Origin of the sequence: Flavobacterium sp. WC2430 (assembly GCF_040822075.1) — a bacterium.
Taxonomy (GTDB): Bacteria; Bacteroidota; Bacteroidia; order Flavobacteriales; family Flavobacteriaceae; genus Flavobacterium.
Window position 1 is genome coordinate 1,114,735 of record NZ_CP162007.1, and the last position, 22,627, is coordinate 1,137,361.

Genomic DNA, 22,627 nt, shown 5'->3' on the forward strand with positions numbered 1-22,627 from the left:
TTGGCAACAGCTACGTGTTATTTATGCGCGCAGCACCAACAATAAAAACTGGGTTAAACGAAACCGATTACAAATCAGTAAAAATGATTAAAAGTTTAAGTTTTTTTGTTTTTTAAATTTGGTCTGACATTTCAATATTATAAAAAACCTTTGGCTAAGGCTAAGTCCAAAGGTTTTTTTGTTGAATTTATTGGCTTACATGATTAAGATTATAAAACAATAGAAAGTTATAAATCTTTGTATTACATTTAATGATGATTAAACAAAAATCAATATGCAAAGACCTTCATTCTCCATATACGACGCATCGGCAGGTTCCGGAAAAACCTACGCACTTGTCAAAGAATATTTAAAAATAATTCTTGTTGCCAAAAAAAATGATGCCTATCGCAACATTCTCGCCATTACGTTTACCAACAAAGCGGTACACGAAATGAAAAGCCGAATCGTAGGCAGTCTTTCTGAATTTGCCAAAGAAGAACCAAGCAATAAAGCGCAAGATTTAATGCAGGATTTGGCAATTGATACGGAATTATCTATCATTGAAATCAAAACCAAATCACAGCAAATCATCAAGCATATTATTCACAATTATGCCGCTTTTGATATTTCTACGATTGATAAATTTACGCACAAAGTGATTCGCGCTTTTGCACATGATTTGAATTTACCTATGACGTTTGAAGTTACTTTGGATACCGAAAATCTGCTTGTAGAAGCTGTTGATGCCATCATCGCCCAAGCCGGAGAAGATGAAACATTAACTAAATTGCTCATCGATTTCACGATGGAAAAAACCGATGATGACAAATCTTGGGATATTTCTCGTGAAATTCTCGAAACCGGTCGGTTGGTTTTAAACGAAAATAATAGAAACGAAATCACGCATTTTCAAGATAAATCCATCACTGAATTTGTCGAAATAAAAAACAAACTGTCTGAAGCGTGCAAAGATTTAGAAAAGCAAACTATTGTTTTTGCTGAAGAAGCATTGACCTTAATTGATAAAAACGGGATTGACACCAAATCCTTTTCTAGAGGCACTTTTCCAAATCACATTAATAGTATTCAGCAAGGGAAATTCAATCCTAAGAATAAAATGTTTCATGAGTTTGATGATATTGCAATCAATAAAACGGCAAAAGATCGTGCTTTAATAGAAAATCTAATTCCAGAGTTAATCCAGATTCTAGCAACGATTTATACAAATTTCGAAAAAAGAGATTTTTACAAAGCCTTTCTTAAAAATATCACGCCACTTTCTTTATTGAACACGGTGAGTAATGAATTAGCCAAGATTCAGGAAGAACAAAATGTACTTTCCATCTCGGAATTTAATGCAATTATCCATCGGGAAATTCAAAACCAACCTGCTCCTTTTATATATGAACGATTGGGAGAACGCTACCGTCATTTTTTCATTGATGAATTTCAGGATACTTCCGAAATGCAATGGCAGAACCTGATTCCACTGATTGATAATGCACTTTCAGGTCAGGATGATTTTGGTGTAAAAGGAACTTTGATGATTGTGGGAGATCCAAAACAATCCATTTACAGATGGCGTGGCGGAAAAGCGGAACAATTTATTGAATTGAGTAAAGACCAAAATCCGTTCAATAATCCCGATAAAAGACTCGAACATTTAGATAAAAATTATCGGTCTTATTCGCAGATAATCAAATTCAACAATGATTTTTTCAAATTGTTATCCAATGAATTCGAGCATTTGGATTATAAAGATTTGTATGAAAATCATAGCCATCAAAAAACGAATGATAAAACTGGTGGCTATGTAAATATTTCTTTTATTCCAAAAGTAGAAACTTCGGAAGATGATGAAGAAACTTTGGATAAAACGGATTTGTATGTTTTGGCAACCTTAAATACGATTCAAAAAACGTTAAAACAAGGCTTTCAATACAAAGACATTGTGATTCTGACTCGAAAACGAAGTCAAGGAATTGCGATTGCGAATTATTTGACAGAGCAAAACATTCCGCTTTTGTCATCAGAAACCTTGATGATTCAAAACGCAACTGAAGTACGCTTGATCATTCACCTATTAAAATACTTAAAAAATAACGCTGACTTAGAGGCAAAAGCGTATTTTCTGCATTACATCGCAGAGCACGTTCAAGATAAATTAGCGGTTCATGATTTCATCGCCCAAGGTATGGAACAAAAAAACGAAGTGGATTTTGAGAATTGGCTCACGAGTTTTGATATCTCGCTTTCGTTTCAAAACATTCGAAAAAAATCATTGTATGAGGCTGTAGAAATTGTGATTTCAAAATTTTTGTCGCCAGAGCTCGCCAAAGGCGGTGGAGCGTATGTGCAGTATTTTCTTGATATCGTTTTAGAACGTGATGTTCGTAATCAAGCAGGAATTGCTGATTTCTTGAATTTCTGGGATAAGAACGCTGAGAAGTTTAGTATTCCGTCACCAGAAGGGAATAACGCGGTACGTATTATGACCATTCATAAATCAAAAGGACTGGAATTTCCAGTAGTGATTATGCCTTTTGCAGAGGAAGATTACAGTAGGAAACCAAAAGATAAATTATGGTTAGAAGCTGCCGAGATGGATTTTGGTTTACCTAAAGTTTTAATTGACAATAGTGCGGCTGTAGAGGGTTTTGGTGAAGAGGCAAAAATGGTTTACGACCAAAAGAAGCAAGAAGAATTACTGGATAATATTAATGTTCTGTACGTGGCTTTAACGCGTGCAGAGGAGCAGTTGTATATTATTTCGAATATGAATTTATCGAGTAAAGGCGAGGTGAAGACGAATAATATGTCGACTTTCTTTATCAATTATTTAGATAGCAAAGATTGTTTTGAACCAGAGAAATTCGAATATGAATTTGGAAGTCCGTTAAAACTGTCATCCGCTTCAAAACATGTAGATGCTTCTAAAAAGATTGAAGTCGTAGCAGAAACCTTAAATCCTAAGAATATAAAAATTGCCCAACGAGAAGCATTAATGTGGGGGACGCATCAACAAGAGTCCATTGAGTATGGAAATGTCGTACACGAAATTTTATCATTTGTGAAAACTAAAGGAGATGTCGTTTTGGCTGTCGAGAAAGCGATTGAAAACGGATTGATCAATTTTGGACAAAAAGAGTTGGTCTACCAAACCATCCAGGATATTGTTAATCATAAGGAATTGGAATTCTTTTTTGCTGAAGGGAATATCATTTTGAATGAACAAACTATTATTCAAAAAGAAGGAAGTACGATAAAACCGGACCGTATGGTAGTGAATAATAACAATGAAGTCTATTTATTAGATTATAAAACGGGGGGGCATAATGCAAAATATCAAAAGCAATTAGAAAATTATCAATATGCAATTGAGTTAATGGGTTATAAAGTCGTAAAAAAATCATTGATTTACATCGGAAAAGAAATCGATGTAGTAAATTTGTAGCTTAAAAATGAATTATTCGCAAAATCCAAACTTATAAAAAGATAAAAAATGTACGGAAAGATAAAAGAACATCTTCAAAACGAATTACAAACAATAGAAGATAACGGGATATTTAAAAAAGAAAGAATCATTACTTCTCCACAAGGAGCAGAAATTACGATTTCTACAGGTGAAACAGTTTTAAATTTTTGTGCCAATAATTATTTAGGCTTGTCATCTCATCCAGAAGTGATACAAGCTGCGAAAGATGCTATGGATACACATGGTTTCGGAATGTCATCTGTACGTTTTATTTGTGGGACACAAGATATTCACAAAACATTAGAAAGAAAAATCTCGGAATTTTACGGTACAGAAGATACGATTTTGTATGCGGCTGCTTTTGATGCTAATGGTGGAGTTTTTGAACCTTTATTAGGAGAAGGAGATGCAATAATCTCAGATAGTTTGAATCATGCTTCTATTATTGATGGAGTTCGTTTGTGTAAAGCATCGCGCTACCGTTATGAAAACAGTAACATGGAAGACCTAGAACAACAATTAATCAAAGCAAATGAAGCGGGAAGTCGTTTTAAGATAATTGTAACTGATGGAGTTTTCTCAATGGATGGAGTTGTAGCGCCATTAGATAAAATTTGTGACCTCGCTGATAAATATGATGCAATGGTAATGGTTGACGAATGTCATGCAGCAGGATTTATTGGAGCAACTGGTAAAGGTACGCTTGAAGCAAAAGGAGTAATGGGAAGGGTAGATATTATAACAGGAACTCTTGGAAAAGCTTTAGGTGGAGCCATGGGAGGTTATACTACAGCTAAAAAAGAAATAATCGAATTGTTGCGTCAACGTTCAAGACCGTATTTATTCTCTAATTCATTAGCTCCAGCAATTGTAGGGGCGTCAATTAAAGTTTTTGAGCTTTTAGAAAAAGACACTACTTTAAGAGATCAATTAGAATGGAATACGAATTACTTTAAAGCCGGAATGAAAAAAGCCGGATTTGACATTGTAGAAGGTGATTCGGCTATTGTACCAGTTATGTTATATGATGCTAAGTTGTCACAGGCAATGGCGGACGAATTATTGAAAAAAGGAATTTATGTAATTGGATTTTTTTTCCCTGTAGTTCCTAAGGATAAAGCAAGAATTCGTGTTCAGCTATCTGCAGCACATACAAAGGAACATTTAGATAAGGCGATTTCAGCTTTCATTGAGGTTGGACGTTTATTAGATGTTGTATAATTATTATTGAAAGTTATGAAATTGCCACTTTTTGTGATTTTAAAGGGTTTTTTTTAACATTTAGTTTTGTAATTAATAAATATCGCATTACTTTTGTTTGTAATTAACTAAATTGTAATTAAATAAATTAAGTATGAAACATCTTAACAAAATTTTAGTTGCTGCAATGATGGTGATGGGGTTAAGCTCTCACGCACAAGACAGTAACAACCCGTGGGCTATCTCTTTTGGAGTTAATGCCGTAGACACTAGAACAAGTGCTGGTGGTGGAAATGGATGGTTGGATCAACATTTTTCTCAGCCATTTGCTGTTAAAGATAATTGGAATGTTCTTCCTTCTGTATCTTACATTGGTATATCTAAATACCTAGGAGATAATTTCTCTTTTGGTGTTCAAGGATCTGTGAATAAAATTGAAAAATATGTAAAATTTGACCCTACTGCAACAGGTCATGATTCTCGTGGAATGGTTGTTTCTAATCCTGGAGATTTAATGTATTATGGTATTGACGCAACGGTTAAATATAGCTTCATGAGCTTAATTAACTCTAAAGTTATCGATCCTTCGTTACACGTTGGTGGAGGTTATACTTTCTTTGGAGATAGTAGTTATGGTACTGTAAATCCAGGTGCTGGATTAACTTTATGGTTTACTGAAAACATAGGTTTGTCATTTGAAACAAGCTATAAAAAATCATTTGGTGATAGAGAAGATGCTTCAGGTACTCCTGATGCTCCATCTCACTTCCAACATACCGCGGGTCTTACTTTCAAATTTGGAGGAAAAGATACTGATGGAGATGGAATTTACGATAAAGATGATGCTTGTCCAGAAGTTGCTGGTTTAAAACAATTCAATGGTTGTCCTGATACTGATGGAGACGGAATTATTGACGGAAATGATGCTTGTCCAGATGTATTTGGTTTAGCTGCATTAAACGGATGTCCTGACACTGACGGAGATGGTATCGCTGATAAAGATGATGCTTGTCCAGATGTATTTGGTTTAGCTGCTTTAAAAGGATGTCCAGATGCTGATGGTGATGGAATTACTGATAAAGATGATAAATGTCCTACTGTTGCAGGTCCAAAAGAAAACGCAGGTTGTCCTTGGCCAGATACTGATGGAGATGGAGTATTAGACAAAGATGATAAATGTCCTACTGTAAAAGGAACTGTTGCTAACAAAGGTTGTCCTGAAGTTTCTGCAGAAGTTATGAAACAATTAAACGAATATGGTAAAACAATTTTGTTTGATTCTGGAAAATCTACTTTCAAGAAACAATCTTATACAGTTTTACAATCTATTACTGATATCTTAAAAGAATACCCAAACTCAAACTTTATGATTGAAGGGCATACTGATAGTGATGGTAGTAATGCATTAAACCAAACTTTATCTGAAAACAGAGCTGCAGCGGTTAAAAATTACTTAATCGAAAACGGTATTGCTACTGATAGATTAAAATCTACTGGTTTTGGTGAAACTAAACCAATTGATACTAACAAAACTGCTAAAGGAAAAGCTAACAACAGAAGAGTTGAAGTTTCTTTAATCAAAGAATAATTTTTTCTAAAATAATTATAGAAAACGCCTCGATTTATCGGGGCGTTTTTTTATTTTTATGAAATGATAAATACTTCTTTTTTAGATAAAATTGCACATGTTTTAATTCAAGATTATTCCGATAAATTATCGAATACAATAGTAGTCTTACCTAATAAAAGAGCCAAGATATTCTTAATCGAAGCCTTAAAAAAACAAGTAAGCTCTAATGTACTTTCTCCAGAGATTATTAGTATTGAGGATTTTATTCAAGATATTGCGGCTATTCGTACGGTAGATCCTATTGAATTATTGTTTGAATTCTATGAAGTTTATTTGTCAGTTACCGAAAATTCAAGCCAACAGTCCTTTGAGTTATTTGCAAATTGGGCCAAAATGCTTTTGCAAGACTTCAATGAAATTGACCGTTATTTATTAGATCCTACTCATGTTTTGTCTTACCTAAAAGACATTGAGGATATCAAAAAATGGGGAATAGAGGTAGAGAACAAAACCCAACTACTAGAGAACTACATTGACTTCTGGAAATTACTGCCCAATTACTACCAATCATTATATGCTCATTTGCTAAAAAAAGGGATAGGCTATCAAGGTTTAATTTACCGTCAAGCAGTAGAAAATCTTATTCATTTTTCGAAAACAATCACCGATAAGCATTACGTTTTTGCAGGCTTTAATGCCTTAAATGCTTCTGAAGAAAAAATTATTCAACACCTTATTGCTGCTGATCAAGCCAAAATATATTGGGACGCAGATCAAACCTTTCTAAATGATCCGTATCACGATGCAGGGCTATTTTTAAGACGATTTAAAGCGAACTGGAAACATTATAAATTTAATCCTTTTGAATGGATTGTAAATGATTTTTCGCAAACCAAAAACATTCACGTTATTGGTACTCCCAAAACCATTGGTCAAGCCAAAATTACTGGGAGTATAATTGAAAAAATTATCAACGAGAACCCTTCAGCTTCACTTGATAAAGTAGCAGTTATTCTTGGTGAAGAAAATGTGTTAGTTCCCCTTTTGTATTCACTACCCTCAACCGTTGGTGCTTTGAATATTACCATGGGGTATTCGAGTAAAAACAATCCAGCTCAAATTTTGATTGCAAAGCTTTTCAAGATGCACACCAATGCCCTGTCTCGTAATGCTAAAAATTATGTGTTGTATTACAAAGATGTCTTGGATATTTTGACACATCCATTAGTGGAACCCTATGCCAAAACATCAGGATTGGTTACTATCATCAATCAAAATAACTATACATTTATTACCCATCAAAAGGTGATGGAATTAAATCCTGAACCTACGGATTTGTTTCTACTATTATTTAAAAAATGGGAGCAAGGGTCAATTGCAGTTTTAGATACTATTTCCAGTTTATTACTGACCATTAAGAACAACTTGAGTAATGATAATGAAGAAGAAAAAATTACAAAAGCCTTTGTTTTTGCTATTTTTAAGGTCATCAATAAATTGATCAATTATTATTCTCAACACGAACATATTGACAAGATAGACACTTTACATGCTATTTACAAACAAGTAATTGATTTGGCGGAGGTTTCATTTGAAGGAGAACCACTCAATGGTTTACAAATCATGGGTGTCCTTGAAAGTCGGGTTTTGGATTTTGATACCGTAATTGTTACTTCTATGAATGAAGGGAAATTTCCAGCGGGAAAATCACAAAATTCTTTTATTCCGTATGATGTGAAACGTGAATTAGGATTGCCTACTTTCAAAGAAAAAGATGCGATCTATACCTATCACTTTTATCATTTACTGCAACGTGCAAAAAACATCTATTTGCTGTATAACACCGAAAGTGAAGGACTGGATGCAGGTGAAAAAAGCCGTTTTATTACACAGCTAGAAGTGGAGAAGCAACGCAATCATAATCTTACGCACGAAATATACAATGCTGTGCTACCTGAAACGGCTTATACGCCAATGAAGATTCAAAAATCGGAAGCAGTGATGACGCGATTAAAGGAAATTGCCACTGTTGGTTTTTCACCTTCGGCATTGACAAGCTATATCAGGAATCCGATTCAGTTTTATTTTCAGAAGATTTTGCGCATTCGCGAAGTCGAAGAAGTTGAAGAAAATATTGCGTTGAATACGTTAGGAACTATTATTCACGAAACCTTAAAAGTGTTGTATGAGCCTTTTATTGGTAAATTCATAGCCGAACATGATATTCAAAATTGCTTTAAGCAAATAGATGCTGAAGTACTCAAACAATTCAAGGCCATATACAAAGAAGGAGATATTAAAAAAGGGCGAAATCTACTCGCTTTTGAAGTAGCTAAACGAAATGTTTCTAATTTCTTAAAAGTAGAGTTAGAAAGTATCAAAGCAGGTGATGCGATCAAAATCATTGCCTTAGAACAAACTTTTGAACGGACGTTAACGCACCCAAGCTTGCCTTTTTCTGTATTGATAAAAGGGAATGTCGATAGAATCGAAGAGCGTAACGGCACTATCCGAATTATCGATTATAAAACGGGTAAAGTAGAGAAGTCGAGTGTGACTTTGAAAACGTGGAAAGGACTAACTGAAGAAATTAAAAACGATAAGATCATTCAGGTTTTGGCCTATGCTTTCATGTATGAAAAACTAGCGGATTCAAAACCTATTGAAGCTGGGATAATTTCGTTTAAGAATTTAAAATCAGGATTTTTACCTTTTAATTTTAAAGAGGAAAAAGACAGTGAATATGTGATAAACGATATTATTATGGCTAATTATTTAGAACAAATTGTGTTGCTTTTAAAGGAAATTTTGGATGTAGATGTTGCCTTTGAAGAGAAAGTTTAGTTTTTTGAACCACAAAGGGCACAACGTTTTTGGTTAAATTTTCTTAAAAAATTGTAATAAAACGCCTGTCAGTTCTTCTTGGTTTTCAATATGTGACATGTGTCCGTCAGGAAAAGTAATTAATTCTACATTGGTATTTTCAACTTGAACTTTGGTTTCTTCGTAGTCTAAAACAGGATCTTTTTCGCCTAAAATCAACATTTTTGGATAAGGAGTAAGATGCAGTAAAACTTCGCGGTCAGCTCTTATTTTCATTCCTTCCAGTGATGCCACAATAGCTTGTAAAGGTGTTTTTAAAGCTTCTTTTTTTACATTTTCAATTTCATCCAGCAATCTTTCACGATTGTTTTCACTAAATAAATTGGCAATAGCCAAACGAACAAAATTGATATAACTTTGTTTTACCGCTTTGATGGCACGGTCTCGATTTAATTTTCGTTCCTCACTATCTGCTTTTGCAGTAGAATTTAATAGAACTAGGCCTTTAACGGTGTCAGGATATAATTCGGCGAAAGCCAAAGCAACATAACCACCCATAGAATGTCCAACAAATATTGCTTTTCGGATGCGTAATTCAGCCAAGACCGCATGAACAGCATCAGCATTATCTTCCATACTATGCACATAACCCAAACATTCTGTTTCGCCATGACCTAATAAGTCAATAGTAATCACCCGATTTTTTTTTGAAAAAACAGGAATGTAATTGTTCCACATTTTTTGATTTTCTAAGAAACCATGTAGGAAAACTATTGCGGTTCCTTTTCCAGTATCCGAGTAGGCAATACTTGTATTTTTGAATTGTATGTGATTCACTTTTTACTTTCGTTTTTGAGCAGCTACAAAATTAGTAATTTAATTATGTTTAAATCCTATAAGTTTTCAGGATAGTAGGGGGAAGATGGTTTTTTAAACGATATAAAGTATAGAAGTTCATGTAAGTTTTTAGTTTCTAATTCTAACAACTGTCGTTATTTTGTCATTTCGACGGAGGAGAAATCACATAATAGGAGAAACTAGTGAGATGCCTCCTACGTCTGTATGACATGTTTGAGGAATAGTGTTAGTTTTTAAAATCGATTATCACCATCTAATAGATTTCCTAAACCGCCTAGTAAGCTTCCTTCGTCACGGCTGTTTCCACCTGCTTTGGGTGCGGAGGCTATGATTCTATCGGCCAGTCGGCTGAAGGGTAATGATTGTACGTAAACAGTTCCAGGACCACGTAGTGTGGCATAAAATAATCCTTCACCTCCAAAAACGGAATTCTTGATGCCGCCAATGAACTCGATATCGTAATCTACGTCTTTGGTGAATCCTACAATACAACCGGTGTCAACTTTAAGTACTTCGCCTGCTTTTAATTCTTTTTTGGCTAGCGTTCCTCCTGAATGTACAAATGCCATTCCGTCTCCTTCTATTTTTTGCATGATGAAACCTTCCCCACCAAAAAGGCCGCGACCTAATTTTTTAGAAAATTCGATGCCAATGGAAACGCCTTTTGCAGCGCATAAAAACGAACTTTTTTGGCAGATGAATTTTCCTTGAAATTCTGTTAGATCAATTGGGAGGATTTTACCTGGATATGGTGATGCAAAAGAGACTTTTCCTTTTCCGTGATGCTGATTGATAAAGGCTGTCATGAACATGCTTTCGCCTGTTAAGACTCTTTTTCCTGCACTTAAGAGCTTGTCAAAAATCCCTGATTGTTGTTTTGATCCGTCGCCAAAAATGGTTTGCATCTGGATGTTATTGTCCATCATCATGAAACTGCCGGCCTCGGCAATTACAATTTCTTGTGGATCCAGTTCGATTTCTACATACTGCATTTCTTCGCCGAAAATCTGGTAATCTATTTCGTGTGCTGTCATAATTTTGATTGTATTGATTTTTAAAAGATGATTTATGTGTTTGAACCATTAAGGAATTAAGGTTCATTGTATTTTATTCTTTTTATAAGACGTAAATGGAGTGATAAAGTTACATTTTTTGGTGATTTTAGAATTCTTGTTTTGGAAAATTTAACGTTGTTTTAATGCGCAAGGGATGGCAGCGGATAGCCCACAGTCCCGTTTTTTAGGGACGAGGACTAGAAGCGTACAGCCCGACCCTGCCGGAGTTTACGGAGGCGGGATGCGCCCAAGAAAAAATGTTTAATCGTTTATTTGTTTAATGGTTGTTTGTTTATTTGGGTTTTGAATATAAAAAAACGGCTCACATTGCTGTGAACCGTCTTTTTTTTTCTCTTGATTCTATTTTCTTACGAATGCATCAAACTTTCTATTTCGTCTGCCTCGATAGGAATGTTGCGCATTAAATTGAACGGCTCTCCTTTTTCTTGAATGACAACATCGTCCTCAAGACGGATTCCAAAACCTTCGGCTGGGATATAAATTCCAGGCTCTACCGTGAAAACCATATTGGCTTGCATAGGTTCAGTTAAGATTCCGTAATCATGCGTGTCTAGTCCCATGTGGTGGGAAGTTCCGTGCATGAAATATTTTTTATAGGCAGGCCATTCTGGGTTTTCATTTTGCACATCGGCTTTATCGATTAAACCCAAACCTAATAATTCTGAAGTCATTAATTTACCCACTTCAACATGGTATTGTTTCCACATTGTTCCTGGAACAAGCATTTTTGTCGCTTCGTTTTTAACGTTTAATACGGCATTATAAACTGCTTTTTGTCGGTCAGAGAATTTCCCTGATACGGGAATCGTACGTGTCATATCACTAGAATAATTAGCATATTCGGCTCCTACGTCTAGTAATATTAAATCACCCGCTTTACATTGTTGGTTGTTTTCGATATAATGTAACACATTTGCATTATTCCCTGAACCAATGATTGGCGTGTACGCAAAACCTTTGGAACGATTGTAGAGGAATTCATGAATAAATTCGGCTTCAATTTCGTATTCCATTACATTTGGTTTCACAAAAGAAAGGATGCGTCTAAATCCTTTTTCGGTGATGTCACATGCTTTTTGAATAAGGTCTAGTTCTTCACTTTCTTTCACTGAACGGATGCGTTGCAGGATAGGATTGCTTTTAGCAACAGCATGTGCAGGATACTTTTCTTTCCACCATTTTACAAAACGGGCCTCACGAGTTTCAGTTTCTACTGTCGCTCTATAGTGTTCGTTTGTATTGATATAAATCGTATCAGAATGTGTCATTAATTCGAATAAAACTTTCTCGAATTCTTGCAACCAGTACACATTTTTGATTCCAGAAACAGATAACGCGCGTTCTTTGGTAAGTTTCTCCCCTTCCCAAACGGCGATATGTTCGTTCGTCTCTTTTAAGAATAATATTTCTCTTTGATGCTCATAAGGAGCATCTGGAAAAAGTAATAAGATGCTTTCTTCTTGGTCAACGCCACTTAAATAAAAAATATCACGGTGTTGCGCAAATGGCATGGTGCTATCGGCACTTATAGGATAGATGTCATTTGAGTTGAAAACAGCAACACTTTTAGGCTTCATTTGAGCCATGAATTTGGCGCGATTTTTTATAAATAAGTCACGGTCAATTTGATGGTATTTCATAACGATCTTGTTTTTTACTTTTATTTATTCAAAAATACTAAGTTTAAATTGTTTCTAGTTATGAATTCGATAATTTTAAGTAAAAAACAACAAAAAACGCATTGGCTTAAAAAGAGTCTTTTAAACCAATGCGTTTTGCAATTGAATTAGTAAGTTGTTTTATTTAAACTGTGCCGTTTCTGTTGAGTCTTTCATCGCTGTTGTTGAAGATCTTCCAGTGGTAACGGTATTTTGTACGGCATCAAAATAGGATGTCCCTACAAAGCCTTGGTGCTTAACCGCTTTGAAGCCGTGTTTTTGTAACGCAAATTCACGTTCTTGCAATTCAGAATATCCTGCCATTCCTCTTTCTTTATAGGCTTTTGACAATTCAAACATGCTTGTGTTTAAAGCATGAAATCCTGCCAAAGTGATGAATTGAAATTTGTATCCCATTGCGGCAAGGTCTTCTCTAAAGGTTTCCATCTCTGCAACCGATAGTTTTGCAGCCCAGTTGAATGAAGGCGAACAGTTGTATGCTAACATTTTGCCTGGGAATTCTTTGTGAATGGCATCGGCAAATTGTTTTGCATAAGCTAAATCTGGGTTGCTCGTTTCCATCCAAATCAAATCAGCATATGGCGCATAACTTAACCCTCTATCAATTCCTTGTTGTACACCACAGTTTACATGGAAAAAACCTTCGGATGTTTTTTCACCTGTAATAAATTTAGCGTCTCTTGGGTCAATGTCGCTTGTTAATAGATTTGCCGCATCCGCATCAGTACGTGCTACAATTAATGTTGGTGTTCCCATAACATCCGTTGCTAAACGTGCAGCAATCAATTTGTTAATGGCCTCTTGGGTTGGAACTAATACTTTTCCGCCTAGATGACCGCATTTTTTAGCAGAACTTAGTTGATCTTCAAAGTGAACTCCTGCAGCTCCCGATTCAATCATGGATTTCATTAATTCGAATGCATTTAGGTTTCCACCAAAACCTGCTTCGGCATCAGCTACAATCGGTACTAAATAATCTTTTTTATTTTCTTCTCCGTTTACAACCTGTATTTGATCGGCACGTAATAATGCATTGTTGATTCTTTTTACTACTAACGGAACGCTATTAGCGGGATATAAAGATTGGTCAGGGTACATTTCACCGGCAACATTAGCATCAGCAGCCACTTGCCATCCGCTCAAATAAATAGCTTCTAATCCAGCTTCTACTTCTTGAATGGCTTGATTTCCAGTTAAGGCACCTAATCCAGCTACAAAATCTTGAGCGTTTAGTTTTTTCCATAATTTCTCAGCACCCATTCTAGCAATACTGTGTTCTATTTTATAAGAACCTTGCAAGTTGATTACTTCTTCAGCTGTGTATGGGCGCTCAATACCTTTCCACCTTGGGTTAGTGATCCAATCCGTAACTAATGCTTGAATTCTTTCTTCTCTAGTTTTCATAATTTCTTTTTTTTTGGTATTTTTTGGTTTGTTTATAAGTATTTGTAGCCCGGAATAGTTAGGAAGTCAATAAAATTGGGATTTACAACGAGCACATCTAACAATTGTTCGGCTAGTTTATATTCTCCATTTTCGTGGCTGTCTTCTCCGACTAGTTTTTTAATTTTTTCATATTCTTCCATAGCTAAACGATGGTAATAATTGTTGGTCAGTTTTTTGTTATTGTCCAAAGTGACTCCGTTTTGTAGCCACTGCCATAGTTGTGATCTTGAAATCTCGGCTGTTGCTGCATCTTCCATCAAATGATGAATAGCGGCGGCACCTTGACCATGGAGCCAAGAAGCGATGTACAGAATAGAAACATTGATGTTTTTTCGAATGCCTTCTTCTGTAACGGTTCCTTTTGGCACTTCTAATAAATCACTCTCTGTAATGTGTAAATCGGTTCTTTTTACGTGAATCTGATTTTTTGTTGGCATTTCTCTGTCGAATACTTCCATGGCAAGCGGAATCAAATCTGGATGTGCTACCCATGTGCCATCATGCCCGTTTTTAACTTCTCTTTCTTTGTCGGCAATTACTTTATTGAAAGCAGTTGTGTTTGCTTCTGGATTGTTTTTTATCGGAATCTGCGCGGCCATTCCGCCTATTGCATGAATGTTTCTTTTGTGACAACGCTGAATTACCAGTTGCGAATACGCGCTCATAAACGGTGAGGTCATAGTTACTTGGTCTCTATTTGGAACAATATAAGCGGGGTTATTTCTTAGTTTTTTGATGTATGAAAAGATGTAATCCCAACGTCCGCAATTCAATCCTACGATATGTTCTTTTAATTCGAATATGATTTCGTCAAGCTGAAAACTCGCTGTTATCGTTTCTACCAAGACCGTCACTTTGATCGTTCCTCTTTGCATACCTAGATAATCCTCGGTAAAATCAATTACTTCATTCCACCAGCGTGCTTCAAGATAATGTTCCAGTTTTGGAATGTAATAATAAGGTGCTGAACCGTCTTTTAGCAATTGTTTGAAATTGTGAAAAGCATATAATCCAAAGTCAACGAGTGAGCCCGATGTTTCTTGATCTTCAATCAAAATGTGTTTTTCTTGCAAATGCAAACCTCTTGGGCGGACCAGTAAAACGGCAGTCGTATCATTCAGTTGGTATTTTTTATTTTTTGAAACATCTTCAAGAACGATGGTTTTGTTTACAGCATCTATTAGATTTTGTTGTCCTTGCATTAGATTGCTCCAAGTAGGCGAGGTGCTGTCTTCAAAATCGGCCATAAATGTTTTTGCACCGCTATTCAAAGCGTTAATAACCATTTTTCTATCGACTGGACCAGTAATTTCGACTCTACGGTCTAATAAATCGTCTGGAGTGGGTGCGGCTAGCCATTCATTTTCACGAATGTTTTTTGTTTCCAATGGAAAAGTTGGCAAGGCGCCTGCATCAAATAATAGTTGTTGTTTTTTGCGATCTTCTAATAATGCAATTCTTCGATTGTTGAATTGATGATGCAAATTAGTTAGATACTCCATCGCATCTTCAGTTAATACATCTGGGAATTGTTGATTGGCATTAGCCTTAATTCGCAATGTTTTTTCAATTGTGTGGGTTGATTGTTTCATGGTTAATATGTTTTACATGACAATGTTACGAAAAGTTTTTTACAAAACAAGCGAACGTACGCTAAAAATGCAAAAAACTTTTTTTTGCTGTTTTTATTTTTTAGCGTATATTTGAAATATGAACATGGAAAAGGATTACATCAAGTTAATTTTTGGGTTGAAACTCAAGCAAGCACGCACGAATAAGAATTTGTCTCTATTTGGTTTAGCCAAAATCACCGAGCTCTCTAAATCGTATTTGAATGAAATAGAGAAGGGAAAAAAATATCCCAAGACCGATAAGATTATTCTACTAGCCGAAAAGCTAGAGGTTTCTTACGATCATATGGTGTCTTTGAAATTGGATAATAATTTGGCTCCTATTGGTGAGATTTTGAAATCGGGAATTTTAAAAGAGATACCACTTGACATCTTCGGAATCCAAGAAAATGATTTGATTGATATTATTGCAAATGCTCCAGCCAAAGTCAATGCGTTTATAAGTACGATTATTGAGATTGCGCAACACTACAATTTAAGTAGGGAAAGTTTTTTCTTGGCCGCCTTGAGATCTTATCAAGAAGCGCACAATAATTATTTTGAAGATTTAGAACAAAAGGTTTTGGATTTTTCCAAAGCGTTTCACATTGATATGAACAATAAAATTTCGTTAGATGAATTAACGGCAATTTTGAAAGAAGAATACGGCTATACGATTCAGGAACTTGTTTTTTCGGAGCAAGAAGAGTTAGGGGATTTGCGTTCGATTTATGTCCCTAAAAGTAAAACTTTATTGCTGTCACTAGAAATTGATGAACAGCAAAAAGCGTTTATTTTGGCAAAAGAAATTGCCTATAATTATTTAGAAATTCAAGATCGTTTGTATACGTTTAGTTGGATAAAGTTTGATAATTTTGATCAGGTTTTGAATAATTTTTATGCCTCTTATTTTGCAGGCGCATTGTTGATTCCAAGAAAAAAACTTATAGGGGAGCTCAATATTTTTCTGTCTAAGAGCAATCCAACATCACAAGAAATGATTGATTTGATGGGGCAATTTAATGTGTCGCCAGAATCTTTTTATCAAAGGTTAACAAACATTCTACCGAAGGATTTTCAGTTAAAAAACTTATTTTTCCTGCGTCTTTCTCATAAAATAGGAGCGGATACCTATCAGATAAAAAAAGAATTGCATATTACCAATCAGCAAGAGCCTCATGCTAATGAAATGAATGAGCATTATTGCCGAAGATGGATTTCTGTAAAAACAATTGAAGCGGCTATTGCCGAAAAAAAGAGTCATTATTTTGGCGCTCAAATATCCCGTTATGACAATAGTAGTAATGAGTATTTGGTTTTTTCATCAGCTACCGATGATCCGTTTAAGAAAGATTGTTTGAGAAGTATATCGGTTGGGATTTTAATAAGTCCTGCGATGAAAAAGAAATTCAAGTTTATCGATAATGAAAGTATTAAAAGGCAAATTGTTGGTGTTACTTGTGAAACTTGTGCGGTTAAAAACTGCGAAGAACGCGCGTCACCCCCCATTCAATTAGAGCAAAAAAAGCGGAATGAAAATACCGACTTAATTGTTCAGCAGTATATGGCTAAATTTAGTTAGTCAAAATATTTTAATAAAAAAACCTCGATTGTAAACTAGTTGCAATCGAGGTTTTCCGTTGTACTAATCTACCCATTTGTAATAACGAGCACCAAGAAGATTTGGAATTTCTTTTTCTATTCGGTCTAAAACCCATTCATTTTTTGGTTCTTGAATACTAGCGCTTTGTTCTTTTTTGTGCAGTTTTTCATACGTGTCAAAGTCTATTTCGTGACTCTGTGCTAACGTTTCAAAAAGCTTGCAATTTGTAATAGCGGCTTTCCATTCTGGTTGAATTGTTCCTTCAAAAACTTTCGATTTTGAGCCACTTCCATACGCAAGAAAACCAAATTTAGAATTCGTTATTTCTTTATTGGTATCGTGAAAATAAGCTAAAGTAGAAAGTAATCCCATAAAAATAGATCCTGTGTATAAGTTTCCTATTAATGACGAAGCCCGTTCAGCAGGTAGTAGTTTTTGGTTTACAAAATTCTTATATTCCTCGGATTTACTGGTTTCTTTTAGTTTGTTTTGGTACTCTTGAGCGTCTTCGTTTCCAGTGATCGTTTTGTTTTTAGCGTCTAAGGTGTAAATTTCAGATAACATGCGGCGTCCTTGAAAAGCATACGGCAAATGCATGATAATACTTTCCCATGAATTGTAAATGGTCTCCTCCGTTTGTTTTAATTTTTTGAAAGAAAAATAAGCGTCACGAGTCCGATCCATATAACATTGATTCGAATATTGTCCATCAAAAACAGGTTGTTCTTTGTGAATTTCTATTTCGGATTCTAGGTTATCAAACCAAGGTTCATTGGAGTTATTTCTGGTAATAGCTTCTTTAGAAATGGTTCTGTAGGGTTTAAAAAAGTCAAAAACGCCTTTGGTACTTGTTGCCCAGTTATTCTCAAAAGAAATAATTCTTGGATTCGACGCGATCAAAATCGCAACTGCTCCGGCACCCTGTGTGTATTCTCCAGTAGAATTCAAATCGTATTTAGCCAAATCAGTAGTGACAACAATGGCTTTCTTTGTTGGATTTAATTTTACAAAATCAATGCAGTTGTGCATCGCGTCTACGCCACCAATACAGGCAAAAGTAAAGTCAACTACATCACATTGAGATAAAGTATTTTCTCCAAATTTTTGTTCCATCAATGCTATCAAGAAAGAACTGATGGGTTTTGAGCTATCAATACTGCTTTCGGTACCTATATATATACGGGCAATTTCATTCAAGTTGATGTTGTTGTCTTGAATTAATTTAGTTAAGGCATTAGCTCCAAAAACTACAGTATCTTGATGAACATCTGCTAAAGTCATTTTCAATAATCCGAGGCCTTTTTCTAGTTTTTCGGGTTCAATATTTCGGGCTTTCGCCAAAGTGGTAATGGGTAAATGTATTTTGGCAACATCAAAAGATATGCTATCAATTCCTACTTTCATTTTGATTTTTTTTAACTTGTAAAGTTAAAATCACGCAGGCAGAATGCAATTTTTTAAACGCACAAAATCCCTCTTTTTTGTGTTTTTATTAATTTAAAAGGAAATGGCAGTTATAATTATAAGATTAGTAATTCTTGCTCTTTTTGTGATGCTAATAGTATACATTTTACAAAAACATATTTATGAGTTTTTTGTCATTTGTTTAACTAACTTGCCGTTGTATAAAGGGTTAGCGCCTATTTTTTAGGAATTCAATAGTTTTTTGGCTAAAACACTTTAAAATCATTATAAATAACAACGAAAAGGTTGTAGTTCAAGTCTATTTGCTTTATTTTTGTCCTATTTTTCAAAACAAACTTATTCAAAACTTATGGCACAATCTGCATTATTGAAGTCGTCAATAGCTAAAAAAGTGGCTATGGCGCTTTCAGGACTTTTTCTGATGTTGTTTCTAGCACAGCACTTCTTTATCAATATGACTTCGGTGTTTAGTCCCGACGTATTCAATTCTATATCTCATTTCATGGGGAATAATCCTCTTGTTCAATTTGTAATTCAACCCATCTTAATTGTAGGTGTTGTTTTTCATTTTATTATGGGATTTGTTTTAGATTTTAAAAACAGAAGCGCAAGACCAATCGCTTATGCAAAAAACAACGGAGCTGCAAATTCTACTTGGGCATCAAGAAATATGATTATTTCTGGTTCAGTAATTTTAGCGTTTTTGGGATTGCATTTTTATGATTTCTGGGTTCCAGAAATGGTTTATAAATATGTAGCTTTTAATCCACTAGATGACACTAGATATTTTCATGAATTAGCGGAGAAGTTTGAAAGCCCAGTTCGTACAGCATTATACTGTATTTCATTTGTACTCTTGTCTTTACACTTACAACATGGTTTCAGTTCTTCTTTTCAGTCGATAGGACAAAACAACAAATACACAAAAGGAATGAAAAATTTCGGATTAGGTTTCGCAATTGTTATTCCTTTAGGATTTGTATTTGTAGCATTATTTCATCATTTCAATCATTAATATTAAATTATAATGGCATTAGACTCAAAAATTCCAAATGGTCCAATTTCGGATAAATGGACAGATTATAAAGATCATATTAATTTAGTGAACCCTGCTAACAAGCGTAACTTAGACGTAATCGTTGTTGGAACAGGATTAGCTGGAGGTTCAGCTGCTGCAACATTAGCAGAATTAGGATATAACGTAAAAGCTTTTTGTTTTCAAGATTCACCTCGTCGTGCGCACTCTATTGCAGCACAAGGAGGAATCAACGCGGCAAAAAACTATAAAGGAGACGGAGATTCTGTTTTTAGATTGTTTTATGACACTGTAAAAGGAGGAGATTACCGCGCTCGTGAGGCAAACGTGCACCGTTTGGCTGAAGTTTCTACTAATATTATTGACCAGTGTGTAGCTCAAGGAGTTCCATTGGCACGTGAATATGGTGGATTGCTTGACAACCGTTCTTTTGGTGGAGCCTTAGTTTCTCGTACATTTTATGCACAAGGACAAACAGGACAACAATTATTATTAGGTGCTTATTCAGCAATGAACCGTCAAATCGGTCGTGGAAAAATAAAAATGCACAACCGTCACGAAATGCTAGATATAGTAATCGTAAACGGTAAAGCAAGAGGAATTATCGCTCGTAACTTGATTACAGGTGAAATCGAAAGACATTCTGCTCACGCAGTTGTCATTGCTTCTGGAGGATACGGAAACGTATTTTTCTTGTCAACAAATGCAATGGGATCTAATGCTACTGCGGCTTGGAAAATCCATAAAAAAGGAGCGTACTTCGCAAATCCTTGTTACACACAAATTCACCCAACATGTATTCCAGTTTCTGGAGACCACCAATCAAAATTAACGTTGATGTCGGAGTCTTTGCGTAATGATGGACGTATCTGGGTTCCTGCAAAAATCGAAGATGCTAAAGCTATTCGTGAAGGAAAGAAAAAAGCCAAAGATTTAACGGAGGCAGAAAGAGATTATTACTTAGAAAGAAGATATCCAGCATTTGGTAACTTAGTTCCTAGAGATGTTGCTTCTCGTGCAGCTAAAGAAAGATGTGACGCCGGTTTTGGAGTAAACAAAACAGGTGAAGCGGTTTATTTAGATTTTGCAGCAGCAATTCAACGTTACGGAAAAGAGCAAACCTATGTAAAAGGACTTGATTCTAATGATAATGCGCTTGTAACTAAATTAGGTACTGAAGTTGTAAAAAGTAAATACGGGAATTTATTCCAAATGTATTATAAAATTGTAGATGAAGATCCTTATACTTCACCGATGATGATTTACCCAGCGGTACACTACACAATGGGTGGAACATGGGTTGATTATAACTTGATGACTACAATTCCAGGTTGTTTCTCTATTGGAGAATCTAACTTCTCAGATCACGGAGCGAACCGTTTAGGAGCTTCTGCTTTGATGCAAGGTTTAGCTGATGGATATTTTGTATTGCCTTACACAATTGGTGATTACTTATCTCCAGATATTAAAATGGGACCGATCTCTACTGATTCTCCAGAATTTGAAGCTGCAGAAAAAGGTGTGAAAGACCAAATTGTGAAATTCATGAACAACAACGGAACACATTCTGTTGACTATTTCCACAGGAAATTAGGAAAAATTATGTGGGACAAAGTTGGTATGGCTCGTAATGCTGCGGGTCTTAATGAAGCAATTACTGAAATTGCTGCTTTACGTGAAGAGTTTTACAAAGATGTTAAAGTGCCAGGAACGGATAAAGGTTTCAACCAAGAACTAGAAAAAGCGACTCGTGTTGCCGATTTCCTTGAACTAGGTGAATTATTCGCAAAAGATGCATTACACCGTAACGAATCTTGTGGAGGTCACTTTAGAGAAGAGTATCAAACGGAAGATGGTGAAGCAAAACGTGATGACGAAAACTTCGCATACGTTGCTGCTTGGGAGTACAAAGGAAAACCAAGTGATGCTGTATTACATAAAGAAGATTTGGTATTTGATGCCGTTAAACTAGTTCAAAGAAATTACAAATAGCAATTAGTCGAAAGACAAAAGTCTTACAGTCAAATGACTCCATGTCAAGCGACTTTCGACTTTCGACTTTATGACTTTCAAACTAAAATAGTATGAAACTTACATTAAAAATATGGCGTCAAAAAAACGCCCAAGATAAAGGAGCAATGGTTGATTATCAAATCGACGGAATTGAGCCAGATATGTCTTTCCTTGAAATGCTAGACGTTTTCAATGAAGATTTAATGAGTAAAGGGGGTGAGCCAGTTGCATTTGATCACGATTGTCGCGAAGGAATTTGCGGAATGTGTTCTTTGTACATCAATGGTGAAGCTCACGGACCAGATAGAGGAGTAACCACTTGTCAATTGCACATGCGTATGTTCAAGGACGGTGATACTATTACAATCGAGCCTTTCCGTGCAGCTGCTTTCCCAGTAGTAAAAGATTTAGTAGTTGACCGTAGTTCATTCGATAGAATCCAACATGCAGGAGGATTTATATCAGTGAATACTTCAGGAAATACAATCGACGCCAATACCATTCCAATCAACAAAGACGATGCTGATAAAGCATTTGATGCTGCAGCTTGTATTGGTTGTGGAGCTTGTGTTGCGACTTGTAAAAACTCATCAGCAATGTTATTCGTAGCAGCTAAGGTTTCTCAATATGCTTTATTACCACAAGGTAAAATTGAAGCGGTTGATCGTGTATTAAACATGGTACACCAAATGGATGCTGAAGGGTTTGGTAACTGTACAAACACTGGAGCATGTGAGGTTGAATGTCCTAAAGGAATTTCTTTAGAGAACATCGCTCGTATGAACAGAGAATACATGTCTGCAAGCATGAAAGGATAATTTAGGTCTAAAG

General features: G+C 35.5%; 14 protein-coding genes. 8 read left to right on the forward strand and 6 right to left on the reverse strand.

Annotated elements, in window-relative coordinates; translation table 11 throughout:
- The first annotated feature begins 274 nt into the window (after positions 1-274).
- From AB3G36_RS04815 to AB3G36_RS04830, 4 genes are all read left to right on the forward strand, one after another.
- On the forward strand, positions 275-3,436 hold the full coding sequence (locus AB3G36_RS04815; protein ID WP_367756559.1) for a UvrD-helicase domain-containing protein: 3,162 nt from the start codon (positions 275-277) through the stop codon (positions 3,434-3,436).
- A gap of 48 nt (positions 3,437-3,484) precedes the next feature.
- Entirely contained in the window at positions 3,485-4,678 is a 1,194-nt protein-coding gene (gene kbl, locus AB3G36_RS04820) for a glycine C-acetyltransferase (protein ID WP_367756561.1), read from the forward strand.
- Positions 4,679-4,811: 133 nt separating this feature from the next.
- A complete protein-coding gene (locus AB3G36_RS04825) occupies positions 4,812-6,245 on the forward strand; it encodes an OmpA family protein (protein ID WP_367756563.1) in 1,434 nt (477 codons plus the stop codon).
- Between the two features lie 63 nt (positions 6,246-6,308).
- Entirely contained in the window at positions 6,309-9,071 is a 2,763-nt protein-coding gene (locus tag AB3G36_RS04830) for a PD-(D/E)XK nuclease family protein (protein ID WP_367756565.1), read from the forward strand.
- 33 nt (positions 9,072-9,104) lie between these two features.
- Here the strand turns inward: AB3G36_RS04830 and AB3G36_RS04835 are convergent, their stop codons facing one another.
- From AB3G36_RS04835 to aceB, 5 genes are all read right to left on the reverse strand, one after another.
- Positions 9,105-9,887 carry an alpha/beta fold hydrolase gene (locus AB3G36_RS04835; protein ID WP_367756567.1) on the reverse strand — a complete coding sequence of 261 codons (783 nt, stop codon included), beginning with the start codon at positions 9,885-9,887 and terminating at the stop codon, positions 9,105-9,107.
- A 254-nt stretch (positions 9,888-10,141) separates the two neighbouring features.
- Complete coding sequence (locus AB3G36_RS04840) at positions 10,142-10,942, reverse strand: TIGR00266 family protein (RefSeq protein WP_367756569.1); 801 nt, start codon at positions 10,940-10,942, stop codon at positions 10,142-10,144.
- 389 nt (positions 10,943-11,331) lie between these two features.
- Complete coding sequence (locus AB3G36_RS04845; protein ID WP_367756571.1) at positions 11,332-12,624, reverse strand: aminopeptidase P family protein; 1,293 nt, start codon at positions 12,622-12,624, stop codon at positions 11,332-11,334.
- Between the two features lie 159 nt (positions 12,625-12,783).
- A complete protein-coding gene (aceA, locus tag AB3G36_RS04850; protein WP_367757888.1) occupies positions 12,784-14,070 on the reverse strand; it encodes an isocitrate lyase in 1,287 nt (428 codons plus the stop codon).
- A gap of 29 nt (positions 14,071-14,099) precedes the next feature.
- Positions 14,100-15,701, reverse strand: a complete 1,602-nt coding sequence (aceB, locus tag AB3G36_RS04855; protein ID WP_367756573.1) for a malate synthase A — start codon at positions 15,699-15,701, stop codon at positions 14,100-14,102.
- 118 nt (positions 15,702-15,819) lie between these two features.
- On the opposite strand from aceB, the gene AB3G36_RS04860 reads away from it, so the two are divergent.
- A complete protein-coding gene (locus AB3G36_RS04860; RefSeq protein ID WP_367756575.1) occupies positions 15,820-17,301 on the forward strand; it encodes a helix-turn-helix domain-containing protein in 1,482 nt (493 codons plus the stop codon).
- 63 nt (positions 17,302-17,364) lie between these two features.
- On the opposite strand, the gene AB3G36_RS04865 is transcribed toward AB3G36_RS04860, so the two are convergent.
- Entirely contained in the window at positions 17,365-18,726 is a 1,362-nt protein-coding gene (locus AB3G36_RS04865; RefSeq protein ID WP_367756577.1) for a hydroxymethylglutaryl-CoA synthase family protein, read from the reverse strand.
- A gap of 370 nt (positions 18,727-19,096) precedes the next feature.
- Here AB3G36_RS04865 and AB3G36_RS04870 point away from each other — a divergent pair, with 370 nt between their 5' ends.
- From AB3G36_RS04870 to AB3G36_RS04880, 3 genes are all read left to right on the forward strand, one after another.
- Complete coding sequence (locus AB3G36_RS04870; RefSeq protein WP_367756579.1) at positions 19,097-19,762, forward strand: succinate dehydrogenase cytochrome b subunit; 666 nt, start codon at positions 19,097-19,099, stop codon at positions 19,760-19,762.
- A 12-nt stretch (positions 19,763-19,774) separates the two neighbouring features.
- Complete coding sequence (locus AB3G36_RS04875; RefSeq protein ID WP_367756581.1) at positions 19,775-21,775, forward strand: fumarate reductase/succinate dehydrogenase flavoprotein subunit; 2,001 nt, start codon at positions 19,775-19,777, stop codon at positions 21,773-21,775.
- A gap of 92 nt (positions 21,776-21,867) precedes the next feature.
- On the forward strand, positions 21,868-22,614 hold the full coding sequence (locus AB3G36_RS04880) for a succinate dehydrogenase/fumarate reductase iron-sulfur subunit (RefSeq protein ID WP_367756583.1): 747 nt from the start codon (positions 21,868-21,870) through the stop codon (positions 22,612-22,614).
- Positions 22,615-22,627 lie beyond the last annotated feature (13 nt).

Bases quoted from the DNA above. Each gene is read 5' to 3' on its own strand.
- AB3G36_RS04815 (WP_367756559.1), top strand. From the start codon at position 275: ATGCAAAGACCTTCATTCTCCATATACGACGCATCGGCAGGTTCCGGA.
- kbl (WP_367756561.1), top strand. From the start codon at position 3,485: ATGTACGGAAAGATAAAAGAACATCTTCAAAACGAATTACAAACAATA.
- AB3G36_RS04825 (WP_367756563.1), top strand. From the start codon at position 4,812: ATGAAACATCTTAACAAAATTTTAGTTGCTGCAATGATGGTGATGGGG.
- AB3G36_RS04830 (WP_367756565.1), top strand. From the start codon at position 6,309: ATGATAAATACTTCTTTTTTAGATAAAATTGCACATGTTTTAATTCAA.
- AB3G36_RS04840 (WP_367756569.1), bottom strand. From the start codon at position 10,942: ATGACAGCACACGAAATAGATTACCAGATTTTCGGCGAAGAAATGCAG.
- AB3G36_RS04845 (WP_367756571.1), bottom strand. From the start codon at position 12,624: ATGAAATACCATCAAATTGACCGTGACTTATTTATAAAAAATCGCGCC.
- aceB (WP_367756573.1), bottom strand. From the start codon at position 15,701: ATGAAACAATCAACCCACACAATTGAAAAAACATTGCGAATTAAGGCT.
- AB3G36_RS04860 (WP_367756575.1), top strand. From the start codon at position 15,820: ATGAACATGGAAAAGGATTACATCAAGTTAATTTTTGGGTTGAAACTC.
- AB3G36_RS04865 (WP_367756577.1), bottom strand. From the start codon at position 18,726: ATGAAAGTAGGAATTGATAGCATATCTTTTGATGTTGCCAAAATACAT.
- AB3G36_RS04870 (WP_367756579.1), top strand. From the start codon at position 19,097: ATGGCACAATCTGCATTATTGAAGTCGTCAATAGCTAAAAAAGTGGCT.
- AB3G36_RS04875 (WP_367756581.1), top strand. From the start codon at position 19,775: ATGGCATTAGACTCAAAAATTCCAAATGGTCCAATTTCGGATAAATGG.
- AB3G36_RS04880 (WP_367756583.1), top strand. From the start codon at position 21,868: ATGAAACTTACATTAAAAATATGGCGTCAAAAAAACGCCCAAGATAAA.